Consider the following 13,600-nt stretch of genomic DNA (forward strand, 5'->3'; position numbering starts at 1 on the left):
GCATGCCATCTTCGCCAGCCGCTCAGAAGTTCACCCGCAGCCCGAGCCCGAGCCCGCGCGGGAGCGGCAGCGGGGCCACGATGGGGCGGCCGCGCCGGGCCAGACCGACGTCCCGGAGGTCGCGCAGCGGCACGGCCCAGCGGTTCCACAACATCGAGCCGGCGATCATCGCCGCGAAGGCGGCCGAGGTGGTCGCGGCCGCGGCGATGCCGATCATCGCCTTGCCCTCGAAGAGCTCGGTGCGGGCCGTCTCGACCCAGAAATAGATCGCCGGCCCGATGGCGGCGATCCCCCAGAACGTCACGCCGATCCCGAGCCCGCGGCGGACCCTGAACCGGCGCTTGGCGAACTCGAGGAACGTGTCCGTCTCGCCGTCCTCCTCGACATCCTCCTCGTAGGACTCCCAGGCGCCGCTCAGATCCATCCCGGTGATTCCCTCGAGATTGCGGTACTCGCGGTACTGCCGGCCCATCCCGGCCGGCTCGGGCACCTCGGTGTCGAGCGGCGTGAAGGGATCGGCGACGGCAGCGGTCTCCGGCGCTGGCGCCATCTCCCCCGCAGGCGCGGTCTCCGGCGCTGGCGCGACGTCCTGCGCCCCGGCGATCGGCTGCAATCCGGCGCCCAACAACCACACCGACACGACGCTCACCATGCCGCCGATCGTATCCCGCCCGCTTCGGGCAAACACGCAGCAACGTGTTTCATCGCCTCCCCGAGCGCGACGCACGATCGCCGCACACCGTCGAGCCGTGCTCGAGTGATGCCGCGGAGTACATCGTTCAAGCCGCGACGATCGGCGAGCCGGCTTTCCATGCGCACGCGCCGCCTTCTCGCGCCGTCTTTGGCGAAGCCGTCCATGCACCGCGAAGGCGACGAGCTTCGCCACAGCCGGCACTCCAGTTCACGAAACCAACCGAAGCGCGACGAGCAGCCCGGGCGCACTCGCGTCTGCCGGCATGGAGCGGCCGCGCCGCACAACACTATCTACATGTCTTTTCATACATGCTCTCATGGGCATGTCTGATGAACAATGTCCTATGAAACATGTTCTTTTGAACATGCCCGTCCGAGCATGTCGCCTCACCAAGGTCGCATCCCTCGACCATCTTCCGCGCGCGGTCCGTCGTGTCTTCGCCGACGAGCGCCTCGCCTCGCGTCTCCACCCGCGAGCGCCTCGCCTCGCGTCTCCACCCTCGAGCGCCTCGCGCCCCTCGCTCGCGAAGCGGCCGGAGGCGACGGTACGTCGCGCTCCGGCCGGCGGTCTCGAGCCTCTGCGCTGATTAGCCGCTGAGCTTCTTCTTCAGCTCTTCGAGCTGGGCGTCGACCTCGGCGGCCTTGAGGTCGTCGGCGCTGAGCTCTTCCGCGGGCGGGGCCGACTTCGCGTCGCCGCGGCCGGAGCCGAGCTGGCGCGGGTCTTCGGACTTGCCGGCGGTGAGGGCCATCTTGCGCTTGAGGGCCTCGAGCTGGTCGTCGACATTACCGGCCTCGAGCGCCTTGAACTGCGACTCCAGGCTGCCTTCCTCGAGCACGCCGCCGATCTCCGAAGTCGCCTCGGCCTCGGCCTCGAGCTGCGTGACGCGCTCGGACATGCGGCCGAAGGTGTCGAACGACGAGGTCGAGTTGATGCTCGACAGCGTCTCGTTGATCGTGCGCTGGGCCTCGGCTCGCTTCTGGCGCGAGACCAGCAGGTTGCGCTTGCGCTTGGCCTCCTCGATCTTCGAGTCGAGGCCGCGGAGGGCGACCTTGAGCTGCTCGACCGAGTTCTTCTGGGCCTCCCACTGGTCCTTGAGCTGCGAGGCGACCTCGTCGTGGTCGCCCTTGCGCTGCAGGGCAGCGCGGGCGAGGGTCTCGTCGCCGGCCTTGAGGGCCAGCATCGCCTTCTTCTCCCACTCGGCCGCCTTGGTAGCCTCCTGCTCCCATTGCTTCTTGATGCGCTTCTCATCGGCGATGGCGATCGCCACCTGCTTCTTGGCCTCGATGAGCTGCTGCTTCATGTCGACCAACACCTGATTGAGCATCTTCTCCGGGTCTTCGGCCCGGTTGATGAGCTCGTTGATGTTGGAGCGGATGAGGGTGCCGAGGCGTGAAAAAAGTCCCATCTCAGTTGCCCTCCTGGATCTCGATGTGGGTCGGGGCGGGGCGCCACGGGCTGAGCTGTTCGAGATGGCCGTCGATGGCCATCGCAATGTCCTCGATCATGGCCTGGAACTCGCTGAAATCGAGGTCCGCGAGCTGATGCGCGCCCGACAGCAGGATCTGGTCGCCGTCGAGCGCGTAGGCGCAATGCAGCGTGGTGTCGTTGAACTCGAGCAACCGGCGGAACAGCCCCGTGTGATCGGGCGTCGCCGCGGTGACCGCGAAGATCGGCGACGAGTAGAGCACGATCGGCTCGTCGATGCGGACCACGATGCGGATGCCCGAGTGACTCTCAGGCCCGACCACCCAGGTGTCGTCGGAGACCTTCTCGTGGGGCAGCTCCATCCGGAGCATGTACGATTCCAGCGTTTCTGCGTGACTCATGAGGGTTCGTTGGGCCGGGGGCGGCGGCAGCGGCCGGAGCGGACGCATCGAGCCAGTGAGACAAGTCTGTGGCCCGCCTGCGGCACCTGAGCCCGGCAGCACGCCCGAGGTCAGCCACTATACGCGACGGCCCGCGGGGGCGGCAACCCAAACCCCGTCAGGCGCGCCGCTTTGCAGCCGCACGGGCCCGTGGTATCCGAAAGCGGCCCGCTCGACCGACGAACTCCCTGCCGGGGCCGCGCCGGTTTTACGGTCGCGGGGGCCTGAAACACCCCGACCGGGCTCCACGGAGCGCCTCCTCGTCATGACAAACCCTGCTCGGCGTCCTCACCCGCCTCGCTCTTTCGCCCCCTGCTGCCGCCGAGGGCCCGGTCGATGAGCGCGCGCGAAGCGGGCGCAGGCGAGGGCCGCGTGCCGCGGCACGTCGGCATCATCATGGACGGCAACGGCCGCTGGGCGCGGCAAAAGGGCCTGCCGCGCGAGGTCGGCCACGAGCACGGCGCCGACGCCGTCCGCCGGGTGGTCCGCGCCGCCCGCGAGCTCGGCGTCGAGGCGCTGACGCTGTTCGCGTTCTCGAGCCAAAATTGGGACCGGCCGCCGCAGGAGGTGTTTCACCTCATGCAGCTGCTCAACCGCTACCTGCTCGAGGAGCGGGCCGAGATCCTCGACAACCAGATCCGGCTGACCACCGTCGGCGACACCGAGCGCCTGCCGAGCTACGTGCGCGACCCGATGCGCGAGCTCATCGCCGCCTCGGCCGACAACCAGAAGATGACGCTGTGCCTGGCGCTCAGCTACGGCGGGCGCGAGATGATCACCGACGCCGCCCGGCGCATCGCCCGCGCCGTGCAGGCCGGCAGCCTGCGCCCCGACGAGATCGACCCCAAGACCTTCGCCTCGTACCTCGACTCGAGCCGCCATCTGCCGTCGCTCGACCTCTTGATCCGCACCAGCGGCGAGCACCGGATCTCCAACTTCTTCCTGTGGGAGGTCGCTTACGCCGAGCTGTTCTTCACCGAGGTGCTGTGGCCCGACTTCGCGCGCGAGCACCTGATGGAGGCGCTCGATGACTTCAGTCGCCGCGAGCGCCGCTTCGGGCTGCTCCCCGGCGAGTCCGACGCCGACGCGCTCGACGAGCCGCCGGCCGTCGGGATCTTCCCCGCGCAACGAGGCAAGGGCTGACGTGGCCGATCTGATCAAGCGCTTGTGGACGGCGATCGTCCTCGTCCCGATCCTGTTGGTCGCCCTGTTCGTCGACCGCTCGCCGTGGAGCATCCTCGCCATGTCGGTGCTGTTCGGCGGCTTCGCCCTCGACGAGTACCTGCGCATGGCGCTGCCGCAGCGCTCGCTGTCGGGCCCGGCCGCGCTGGCGGGCCCGGAGTACGGCCTGCGCGCGATCCTGGGGGCGATCGGCGCCGCCGTGATCGCGCTGCCGATGGTGTTCGGCGCCGGCCGGGTGCTGCCGCCGCTGCTGATGTTCTCGGTGATCGCCGTCGCCCTGGTGCTGCTGGCGCGCAAGCAGGCGCTCGAGCAGGCCGGCCGGCACATGTCGGTGTGCCTCGCGGGGCTGCTCTACGTGCCGCTGCTCGCCTCGCTGTGGCCGCAGATCAAGCACGTGTTCGGGCCCGGCTGGCTGTTCGTCACCCTGGCGATCGCGTTCATGTCCGACACCGGGGCGTACGCCTTCGGCCGCCTGTGGGGCAAGCACAAGCTCTACCCGGCGGTCAGCCCCGGCAAGACGTGGGAGGGCTCGCTCGGCGGCCTCGTCGGCGCCAACGTGGCCACGGTGGGCTTCGGCTCGGCGTTCCTGCTGCCCGAACTCGGGGTCGGCCACGCGATCGTGCTCGGCGTCCTCGGCTCGCTCGCCGGCCAGGTCGGCGACCTGTTCGAGTCGATGCTCAAGCGCAGCCACGGCGTCAAGGACTCCGGCAACCTGCTGCCCGGCCACGGCGGCATGCTCGACCGCGTCGACGCGCTGCTGTTCGTCGGCCCGGTCGTCTACTACTTCGCCGCCAACGTGGTGTTCGCCGGCGGCCTCCGCGGATGAACGAAAGGGCATGTCCCTTCGGACATGCCCTTCGTGACACTGACCAAGGGCCATGTCCGCGAGGACATGGCCCTTCGCGCTACTGGCAGCGCGGCGCGGTGAACGTGCCCTCGAGCTGGGGCTTGGTGTCGAAGAACGGGGAGTCGACGTGGCACAGGCGGCCCACGACCTCCTTGTCGTCGATCGAGATCAGCTCGAAGGTGGCGCTGAAGCTGCCGCCGCCGAACGGGCACAGGTCGGGCCCGTCCACCTCGCCGGCCTCCATCGCGTGGCCGGTGACGTCGGGCCCGAGCAGGTGGTAGAGGCCGGGCGTCTGGTAGGCCACGGGGATCCGGATCGACACCTGCCAGTTGTTGCCGCACTCGACGCCGGCGTTCGGGTCGGCGCAGGTGGCCACCTGGTTCGAGAGCCGCACGTGCAGCGTGTTCGGGTCGGACGGCTCGCCGCCGCTGGTGCCGGAGCTGCCGCCGGTCGGATCGGGATCGGGGGGCACCTGCGCGTCGGTGTAGGCCAGCGCGGCGGCGTCGATCTCGATCGCCTCGCCCTCGCACGGGGTCGGCTCCGGCGGCACGTCACCCGAGGTGGCCGAGGTGACGGTGCTCGAGGCCGAGGTCATGCCGGTCGGGTCGGCGCCGGTGGTGGCCCCGCTGGTGCCCGGGTCGGTGTCGCTGTCGGGGTTCGGCCAGGTGGTCGCGCTCGTGCCCGGGCTGCTGGCCGAGCTGCCGCCGCTGGTGGTCAGCGGGTCGCCCTCGGTGGCGCCGCCGGTCGAGCTGTCGCCGTCAGTGCCGTCGCTGGCACTACCGCTGGAGCTGCTGTCGACGCTGGCGGTGTCGGAGTCGCTGGGCTTCGAGTCGCACCCGAGCGCGAGCGCGGCGACGAGGCTGAGGCAGGAGAAGCTGTAAGAACGCATGCGGTGGAGTTAGCACGCGCCGCCACGGCCCGCACCGGGGAAGCCACGCGGCTTCGATGTGCGCGCGGCCCATGACAGGTGCGTCGCACGATGACGCGCGCGCGTGTCAGCGGCGATTCGTCGTTCTCCGGCCGCGAGAGCCCGCTGCACGCGGGCCGGCGCGCGCGAGGGCTCGCCGCGACATGACCTCGATGTCAGGGTCCGAGATCGATCTGCAGCGTACCGCCCTGCGCGATGTCGCCGTGCACGAGGCGCGGCTGCGCCAGCGGCTGGCCTTGCCAGCTCGCCGAGGCGGACCCGAGCGCGTCGTCGGAGGTCACCGGCGCGACGATCCGCAGGTCGCCGCCCTCGAGGTGCAAGATCGCCTCGCTGAAGATCGGGCTGCCGAGCAGATAGAAGTCGGTGCCCGCGATCGGGAACACGCCGAGCGCCGCGAACGCGAGCCAGGCGCTCATCGTCCCGCCGTCGTCGTTGCCGGGCAGGCCCGACGGCGTGTCGCCGTAGCGGTTGCGCAGCACCCATCGCGACCAGCGCGCGCTGCCGGCGTGATCGCCCAGGGCGCTGAACACGAACGGCGCGTGGATGTCGGGCTCGTTGCCCTGCCAGTAGTATTTCTGCGGCATGAGGCCGAGCACCTCCGCCTCGGAGTCGACGAAGAACTGCTGCAGCCGGGTCATCGCCGCCGCCGGCCCGCCCATCGCTTCGGCCAGCCCCTCCATGTCGTGCGGCGCGTACCAGGCGTACTGCAGCGCGTTGCCCTCGGCGTAGTAGTCCTGCCAGATCAGCGGATCGGTCACCGCCACGAACGCGCCGGCCTCGGAGCGCGCGACCAGCAGCTGTTGCGCCGGGTCCCACACGTTCTTCCAGAAGCCGGCCCGCTCGGCGAACATCGCCGCGTCCTCGGGCTCGCCGAGCACCTCGGCCAGGGTCGCCAGAGCGAAGTCGTTGTAGGCCGACTCGAGCGTCCACGACGACGAGCTGGCGCCCGCCTCGACCGGGACGTAGCCGAGCTCGATGTACTTGTCGACCGCCATGCGCCCGCCGTACGGCGAGCCGGGCGGCACCGGGGCCATCGCCGTCGCGCGCATCGCCGCGTAGGCCGAGGCCAGCCCGATCTCGTCCGGATCGAAGCCCTTGAGGACGCTGTCGGCGTAGACCACCGTCGCGCTCTCGCCGTCCATGCCGTTGGTGTAGCCGGTGCCCAGCGGCCAGCGCGGCATCCATCCGCCGTCCTCGGCCATCCGCGTCAGCGAGCGCAGCATGTCGCGCTGGTACTCCGGATAGAGCAGCGTGAGCAGCGGGTGCAGCGTGCGGAACGTGTCCCACAGCGAGAAGTCGGTGTAGTACGGCCCGTCGGAGTTGTGGACCGCATCGTCGAGCCCGCGGTAGCTGCCGTCGACGTCGCTGGCCAGCGTCGGCATCAGGAGCGCGTGATAGATGGCGGTGTAGAACAGCCGGAAATCGCGGCCGCTGTCGCCGCGCACCTGCACGCGCGCGAGCTCGTGCTCCCACGCGGCCTCGGCGGCGCCCCGCGCGGCCTCGAAGTCGAGCTCCGGCGCCTCGGCGGCGAGGTTCATCGCCGCGTGCTCGGCGTCGACGAACGACAGCCCGACGCCGACGACCACCGGCTCGCCCGGCTCGAAGCGCAGATAGGCGCCCACCGCCTCGCCCTCCTGCGCGCCCACTCCGGCCTGCGGCTCGCCGTCGTTCCAGCTGCCGAACTCGACGAACGGCCGCGAGGCTCGCAGCGCGTAGTAGACCTTGACCCCGCCGTGGCGCTCCGAGTAACCGCCGGACACGTGGTGGTGGCCGCGGATCTCCCCGGCCCCGGCGTCGACCTCGACCTGCCCGCTGACAGTCTCGACGTCGGGCAGCCCGTGCGCGAGATCGAGGATCACCACCGGCTCCTGTCCTTCGGGGAAGGTGAAGCGCTGCAGGCCGACCCGCGCCGTCGCCGTCAGCTCGGCCGCGATCCCGCCGGCGAGGGTGACCGCGTAGTAGCCGGGGCTGGCCGTCTCCGTGGCCTTGTCGAGCGCGAGCCGATAGCCGTTCGGTTCGGTCTTGGCGGGGCTCATGCCGAGGCTCGGCATCACCCGCACGGACCCGTAGTCGACGATGCCGGTGCCGTGCATGCGCGTCTGCGAGAAGCCCTGCACCTCGGTGTCGTCGTAGTGGTAGCCGGCGCAGTGCGAGAAGCCGAGCGCGAAGCCGCCGGCGAGGGTGGTGTCGGGGCCGGGCCGGGCCAGGCCGAACGGCACCTGCGGACCTGGATACGCGCTCCCGACCCCGTAGCCGGATCCACCGGTGCCGATGAACGGGTTGACGTGCTGGACCAGCGGCGCCGGGGCGAACATGCCCGGAAGTTCAGGTTCTTCGGGACCTGTCGTCGGGGACAGGCTCGTCGCGTCGCCGGTGCTGCCGGTGGTCGTCACGCCGGTGCCGCCGGTGGTGCTGCTGCCGCCCTCGCTCTCGGTCGCGCCCGCCGACGGCGAGCCGTTGCAAGCTGCGAGCAAGAACGCGGCAGGGAGCAGACGCGGGAGCATGATCGCATCCTACTCCCGGCCGCGGACCCCGCGCCGGCCGTGAGAGATGAGTTATGCGGGCATGACCCGCCGCCTCTGGATAGCCAGCCGGAGCCGTCGCTCGCCCGGCTAGCGGGCGACATCACCGATGTCGGGGGTGCCAGGCCACCAACGTCCCGAAACGCGACCGGGAACGCCCGGTCACTCGCGCGAGTGACTCGCCGTTCCATCGGCGATATGACCTGCCTGCAAGCGCAGGTCGAAGCCCCCGCGGCCGTTCACAGCTTCTCGTCGTAGCTGCGCGGCTCGTGATCCATCATCGATTTGCAGCCGACGATCTGCGTCACGGGGACGCGGTCGCGGTCGGGAAACAGCACGAAATCCTCGCCCGACTCGGTGACCACGTCGAGCACCTGGGCCTGGAAGGTCTCGCCGCTGCGCAGCTCGACCTGCACGGGCCGCTTGAAGTGGGCGGACTCTTCGAGCATGTCGAGGAAATCACAACGTCCGGTCGGCTCTGTCTGCTGCATGGGCTCTCCTGCTTCCGCGGTCGCAGAAACCATGGTCGCGCCCGGAGTCGGAGGCAAGCTCGGCCGCCGCACCGCGAGAACGAGCGGGCTTTCACCGCACCGCCGACGCGGCGAACTCACCCGCAGATGCCCGGCTCGACCCGCAGCCGCTCGACCAGCAGCTCGGGCAGCTGCGCGAAGGTCCCGGCCGCCAACTCTTCCTGCAGCGCCGCGATCGCCCGCGTCGAGGTGAAGCACACCTCGGCCGGGATCTCACCGTGCCACGCGGCGAACTCCATGCCGCGCGTGCCCTCGGCCCACAGCTCGGCCAGAGTGGCGAACCCCAGCCGCACCAGCGAGTCGCGCATGCCCTCGGCGATCCACGGCGGCTCCTCGGTCACCAGCGACCCGAGCCCGCTGCGACAGGCGACGCCGTGCAGCAACCACGCGCGGATGAGGTCGCGCTGCGCCGGCGTCATCGCCGAGAAGGTGTCGCGCTGCTGGCTGGCGACCAGCCACGGATCGATCACGGCCCCCCAGACCTCGTGAAAGCTCGCGCTCCGCAGCCACTCCGCGCTGATCATCCCGGCAGCATGCCACGCCCGCGCGGAGCCGGACAAGCATGCGAGATTCAGCTCCCGAGCCGAGCCCGTCGAAGGACCAGGCCGCGCCAGTCATGCCCCGAAGAGCCTCCTGGCCCCTCTCCTGGCGTATGCCTCCCGCATGTCCCAAGAGACAGTGACCGGGGCTCACGGCGCCAGCTTGACGTCGGCCTCCACCGCGAACGCGCGGCCCCAGTCGTACAGCGACTGCAGCACCGTTCGCAGCGACTCGCCCCGCTCGGTCAGCGCGTAGTGCTCGTGACCCGCGACGGCCGAGCGGCAGACCAGGCCGATCTCCTCGAGCTCGCGCAGCCGCTGCGTCAGCATCTTGTCGCTGAGCCCCACGACCTGGCGCCGCAGCTCGCCGTAGCGCAGCGGACCCTGTTTGAGCCGGGCCAGGAGCACCGTCTTCCACTTGCCGCCGAGCACCTCGAGGGCCAGCTCGACCGGACAGCCGAAGGTTCGCGACAGGTCGGTCACGCCTTCATCATGCCCGTCGCGCCGCGCCCACGCACCATCCGGTGCGTTGAACTGCGGCCGCGTCCGAACGATTCTCGGCGCCGATGATCGTCGAGTACATCCGCTACCGCGTGCCCACCGATCCCGCCGCCTTCGAGGCCGCCTACGCCCGCGCCAGCACCTCCCTGCGCGAGGCCCCGCAGTGCCTGGCCTACGAGCTGACGCGCTGCGAGGAGGCGCCCGACCACTACATCCTGCGCATCGAGTGGCTATCGACCGAGGCGCACCTGCAGGGCTTCCGCCACGGCCCGCAGTTCGGCCCGTTCTTGAGCGAGATCCGCCCGTACGTCGCCCAGATCGAAGAGATGCGCCACTACGCCCCGACCGGCCTGACCTGGCGCCGCGACGCCTGACGATCGGGACATGCCCCCCGGCGCATCGAGGATCAGGTCACCCGCGAGGTGACGACCACCGCAAGATCGTCCAAGTACGTCGCCGGGCGCCGTCGTAGGCTCGATCGAACATGCTCGATCGGACATGCCCGATCGAGCATGCCCGGAAGAACATGTCCCGAGACGCTCAGCCCGGCCGCGCCCGCTCGCGGCGGGTCGTCAGGCGCCAGCGGACCAGCGACTCGATCAGCAGCAGCAGCGCCACCAGCAGCACCAGCGGGCGCCAGCGCGGGTAGCGGGCGGCGGCCAGCACCTCGTCGCCTTCGATCTGCGGGCCCGCGACCGTCACCAGCGTCGTGTCGCTCTCGGCCGGGTCGACCTGCACCGCGAAGCGCAGCGGCGGCTCGTCGTCGCCGCGCTCGACCGTGTAGTGACCCGGCAGCCACGTATCTTTAAAAACGGCTTCGCCGTGGCCGTCGGGCACCGCTGCCAGCCGCTCGCCGGTCGGCGAGATCACCGTCGCTGGCCGGTCGCCGGGCAAGATCCGCGGCTCGCCGACCCGCAGCACCGCGCCGGCCGCACCTTGCTGGCTGGCGTCGAGGTACGCCACCAGGCGCTCGACCAGCGGCACGAAACCTGGCCGAAGGGGCAGGTCCGACCAGTCGCGGTCGATCGACGTGGTCAGCAGGGCCACGCGGCCGCGGCCGTGCGCGCGGGTGACCAGGGCCGGGGCGCCGCTGGTGAAGCTGAGCGCCACGTCGGACGCGCGGGCGGCGTCGGGCTCGAGCAGGAACAGGCGACGGGTACGGGCGCCGAGCAGGCCGAGATCGTCGCCGAGCCCGCGCAGGGCCGGGTGGGCCAGGTTGGCCGGCGCCAGCGCCTCGGTGCGGTTCTCGGTGCGGCCGGGCGCGGTGCCGACGACCAGGGCCTCACGCAGGCGCAGCGGCAGCAGCTCGCCGAGGCGATCGTTGTAGGCGCTGGCCTCGACTCGCTCGCCGACGGTCACCAGCAGGCCGAGCCCCTCCTCGACGCGCCGGGTCAGCGCCGTCGCGGCGTCGGGGGCCGGCGCGCGCACGTTGGCGAGCACCACCACGTCGACGCCGGCGAGCGGCCTCGGCTCGCGCAGGCGGGCCTCGAGCTGATCGGGCGCCAGACCGTGCACGCGCAGGCGCCGGCCGGGCGCGGCGGCCAGCGCGGTGGCGAGGAAGAACACCTCGTCGTGGGCCCGCATCTCGCTCGGGTCGCCGTTGACGAGCACGATGTCGAGCTCGTCCTCGCCGGCCAGCCAGAAGTGCCGCACCTCGTCGCCGGGCAGCGGATCGCCCTGCAGCTCGACCAGCGCCAGCGCGGCCGGGCTCGGCCCGTCGCCGATCAGCGTGTGCGTGAACTCGACCCGCGCCTCACCGGCGAGCGGGACCATGACGTCGGCTCGCGCGACCTCCTCGCCGCCGAGCTGCATCGCCACCGCCACGCGGCGCAGGTTGTCCGGCTGGACCGGCCCCGGCGCGTGCCGGCGGACCACGCCCCACACCCGCACCGCTCGCGGGTCGAGGTCGCGCGCGGGCTCCCAGCCGACTGAATCAAGGGACATGTGCTCCGGGACAGGCGGCAGCGCATCGAGGCTGCCGAGCGCCGGCACCGGCAGCACCGGCGTGTCGGGGCCCGCGGTCTCGGGCAGGCTGCCGAGGCCACGCGCGGTCGGGTCGCCGATGGCGTAGATCGCCCGCCGGCGCCCGCCGGCGTCCGCCCGCAGCAGCGCCGCCGCGACCGGCAGACCGCCGTCGAGCGGCCACGCCCCGGCCCGCGGCGCCCCGCCGGCCACCCACTCGCCGATCGCCTCGCGCGCGAGCCCGAGGTCGGCCGACAGCTCGAGCCGCGGACCCGACGGATCGCTGGTGACGAGCCCGACCCGGCTGCCCGGCGGCAACGCGTCGACCACCGCGGCCGCGGCGTCGGCGGCCCCGTCGAGGGCGCGCATGCCATCTGTCCTCAGGGACATGCTCAAAGAGCCGTCCACCAGCAGGATCGCGTCGTGCGGCTCGCCGAGGACCGCCACGCGCGCTCGCCCCGAGCTGACCGGCCGCGCCAGCGCCAGCGCCAGCAGGGCCAGCGCGGCCAGCCGCAGCCCGAGCAGCAGGCGGTCGCGCAGGTGCCGGCGCATGGTCACGACCTCGTCGCCGGTGCGGACGAAGCGGAGCGCGGCGAAGGCGATCTTGCGCGGCTCCTCGCGCCCGCGCAGGTGGGCGGCCAGCGGCGCGGCCAGGCCGAGCAAGCCGAGCAGCAGGAGCGGCGCCAGCAGGCTCACGCGACGGCCTCCGGTTGACGCTCGTCAAACACTCTGTCCCCGAGGACATGCGCCGCCGATGCGCCGCGCCCCGTCGGGCTCACCCCGCCACGGCTGTCCTCGAAGACAGGCATCACGCCCGCGCCTCCTCCAGCGCCGGCTCGCCTTGCAGCGCCCGCAGCAGCCCGAGGAAGGCTGCGGTCACCGGCGTGTCGGTGACCACGCGGTGGCACACCAGCCCGCGCGCCAGGCACCCGCCCGCGAACCCGGCCAGATACGCGCGCAGTCGCTGCAGGTAGGCCGCGCGCAGGCTGGCGCCCAGGCCCTCGACCTCCGGGCGCGCGCCGCGGACGTCCTCGAGCCGCAGCAGCTCGCGCCCCGACCACGGGAACTCGAGCTCGTCGCGGTGCAGCACCTGCAACAGCACGACCGCGTGGCCGCGCCCGGCCAGGGCCGCGAGCTCGTCGAGCAGGCCGGCCTCGGCCGCGGGGAGACCTGGCTCTTCGGGCATGTCCCCCGCGACATGTCCTTCGGAGCAAGGGTCGAGGAAGTCGGACACCAGCACGACCAGGCTGCGCCGCGGCAGCTGCGGCCCGACCGCGCCGACCAGCCGCGGCCACGGGCAGTTGCCCGCGGGCGGGCGCGCCAGCGCCTCGGCCAGCGCCAGCAGCCGCCGCGCGCCGCCCTGCGGCCGCACCTGCTGCAGCTCGACGCCGCCCGCCCCGCCGCTGGCCAGGCCGAGCCGGTCGCCCTGGCGCGCGCCCAGGCTGGCCAGCCCGGCCACCAGCGCCGCCGCGTAGGTCGATTTGCGCTCGGGACCTGTCCCGTAGGACATGCCCCCGGAGCCGTCCAGCAGGAACACCGCCGACAGCACGTCCTCGGCGTCGTGCTGGCGCAGCACGAAGCGGTCGTCGCGGGCCGCGGCGCGCCAGTCGAGCCGGCGCAGGTCGTCGCCGGCGACGTACGGCCGGTGCCCGCGGAACACGTCGCCGGAGCCCGCCCGGGCCGCGAGGTGCCGCCCGGGCCGCCCGCCCCACACGGCCTGGCCGACCCGCAGCACCCGCCCGCGCAGCAGCTCGCGCAGCTCCGGCGGCAGCACGGCGGCGAGGGCGATGTCCGGGTCGGGTCCTGAGGACATGGCGGAGAGCTCAGGCCGCGACGGGCGGCAGGTGGCATGTCCGCGAGGACATGGCGAATGGGACATGCGCGAAAGCGCAGCTCACGAGGGGCCGCTGCGGGGGAGCGTCGGCCTCGCTCGCGGCTGGCCGCGAGGACATGGCGAAAACGACATGTCCGAAAGAACACTCGCAGGCCGCGCCCGGGAGAGCGGCGGCGGCGGGCGTATCGGACCGTGA

At 72.0% G+C, this 13,600-nt stretch carries 13 protein-coding genes; 3 read left to right on the forward strand and 10 right to left on the reverse strand.

The annotated features are described in order from the left end of the window. Nucleotides 1-22: 22 nt before the first annotated feature. The 3 genes from POL25_RS27965 to POL25_RS27975 all read right to left on the reverse strand — a co-directional run bounded on the left by POL25_RS27965 (nucleotide 23) and on the right by POL25_RS27975 (nucleotide 2,520). On the reverse strand, nucleotides 23-652 hold the full coding sequence (locus tag POL25_RS27965) for a hypothetical protein (protein ID WP_272089279.1): 630 nt from the start codon (nucleotides 650-652) through the stop codon (nucleotides 23-25). A 628-nt stretch (nucleotides 653-1,280) separates the two neighbouring features. After that, nucleotides 1,281-2,099, reverse strand: coding sequence for a PspA/IM30 family protein (locus tag POL25_RS27970; protein ID WP_272089280.1), 819 nt, complete (start codon nucleotides 2,097-2,099; stop codon nucleotides 1,281-1,283). A 1-nt stretch (nucleotide 2,100) separates the two neighbouring features. After that, the gene (locus tag POL25_RS27975) at nucleotides 2,101-2,520 is read right to left on the reverse strand and encodes a YbjN domain-containing protein (RefSeq protein WP_272089281.1); all 420 of its coding nucleotides are present in this window, start codon (nucleotides 2,518-2,520) and stop codon (nucleotides 2,101-2,103) included. Between the two features lie 375 nt (nucleotides 2,521-2,895). Here POL25_RS27975 and uppS point away from each other — a divergent pair, with 375 nt between their 5' ends. Then, entirely contained in the window at nucleotides 2,896-3,702 is an 807-nt protein-coding gene (gene uppS, locus POL25_RS27980; RefSeq protein WP_272089282.1) for a polyprenyl diphosphate synthase, read from the forward strand. 1 nt (nucleotide 3,703) lies between these two features. Further along, nucleotides 3,704-4,567 (forward strand): phosphatidate cytidylyltransferase, encoded by an 864-nt coding sequence (locus tag POL25_RS27985; RefSeq protein ID WP_272089283.1) that lies wholly within the window; start codon nucleotides 3,704-3,706, stop codon nucleotides 4,565-4,567. Between the two features lie 79 nt (nucleotides 4,568-4,646). On the opposite strand, the gene POL25_RS27990 is transcribed toward POL25_RS27985, so the two are convergent. The 5 genes from POL25_RS27990 to POL25_RS28010 form a co-directional block, all read right to left on the reverse strand. Further along, the gene (locus tag POL25_RS27990; RefSeq protein ID WP_272089284.1) at nucleotides 4,647-5,477 is read right to left on the reverse strand and encodes a hypothetical protein; all 831 of its coding nucleotides are present in this window, start codon (nucleotides 5,475-5,477) and stop codon (nucleotides 4,647-4,649) included. 194 nt (nucleotides 5,478-5,671) lie between these two features. Then, entirely contained in the window at nucleotides 5,672-8,020 is a 2,349-nt protein-coding gene (locus tag POL25_RS27995) for a GH92 family glycosyl hydrolase (protein WP_272089285.1), read from the reverse strand. Nucleotides 8,021-8,277: 257 nt separating this feature from the next. After that, nucleotides 8,278-8,529 (reverse strand): hypothetical protein, encoded by a 252-nt coding sequence (locus POL25_RS28000; protein ID WP_272089286.1) that lies wholly within the window; start codon nucleotides 8,527-8,529, stop codon nucleotides 8,278-8,280. 116 nt (nucleotides 8,530-8,645) lie between these two features. Continuing rightward, entirely contained in the window at nucleotides 8,646-9,092 is a 447-nt protein-coding gene (locus tag POL25_RS28005; RefSeq protein ID WP_272089287.1) for a hypothetical protein, read from the reverse strand. A 165-nt stretch (nucleotides 9,093-9,257) separates the two neighbouring features. Next, nucleotides 9,258-9,590, reverse strand: a complete 333-nt coding sequence (locus POL25_RS28010) for a winged helix-turn-helix transcriptional regulator (protein WP_272089288.1) — start codon at nucleotides 9,588-9,590, stop codon at nucleotides 9,258-9,260. 83 nt (nucleotides 9,591-9,673) lie between these two features. Here POL25_RS28010 and POL25_RS28015 point away from each other — a divergent pair, with 83 nt between their 5' ends. Next, nucleotides 9,674-9,982 (forward strand): putative quinol monooxygenase, encoded by a 309-nt coding sequence (locus POL25_RS28015; RefSeq protein WP_272089289.1) that lies wholly within the window; start codon nucleotides 9,674-9,676, stop codon nucleotides 9,980-9,982. Between the two features lie 166 nt (nucleotides 9,983-10,148). Here POL25_RS28015 and POL25_RS28020 read toward each other — a convergent pair whose 3' ends face one another. Together POL25_RS28020 and POL25_RS28025 are read right to left on the reverse strand one after the other, a co-directional pair. Next, on the reverse strand, nucleotides 10,149-12,266 hold the full coding sequence (locus POL25_RS28020; RefSeq protein WP_272089290.1) for a BatA domain-containing protein: 2,118 nt from the start codon (nucleotides 12,264-12,266) through the stop codon (nucleotides 10,149-10,151). A gap of 112 nt (nucleotides 12,267-12,378) precedes the next feature. Beyond that, entirely contained in the window at nucleotides 12,379-13,383 is a 1,005-nt protein-coding gene (locus tag POL25_RS28025) for a DUF58 domain-containing protein (RefSeq protein ID WP_272089291.1), read from the reverse strand. Nucleotides 13,384-13,600 lie beyond the last annotated feature (217 nt).

This window comes from Nannocystis bainbridge (assembly GCF_028368995.1).
Taxonomy (GTDB): Bacteria; Myxococcota_A; Polyangia; order Nannocystales; family Nannocystaceae; genus Nannocystis; species Nannocystis bainbridge.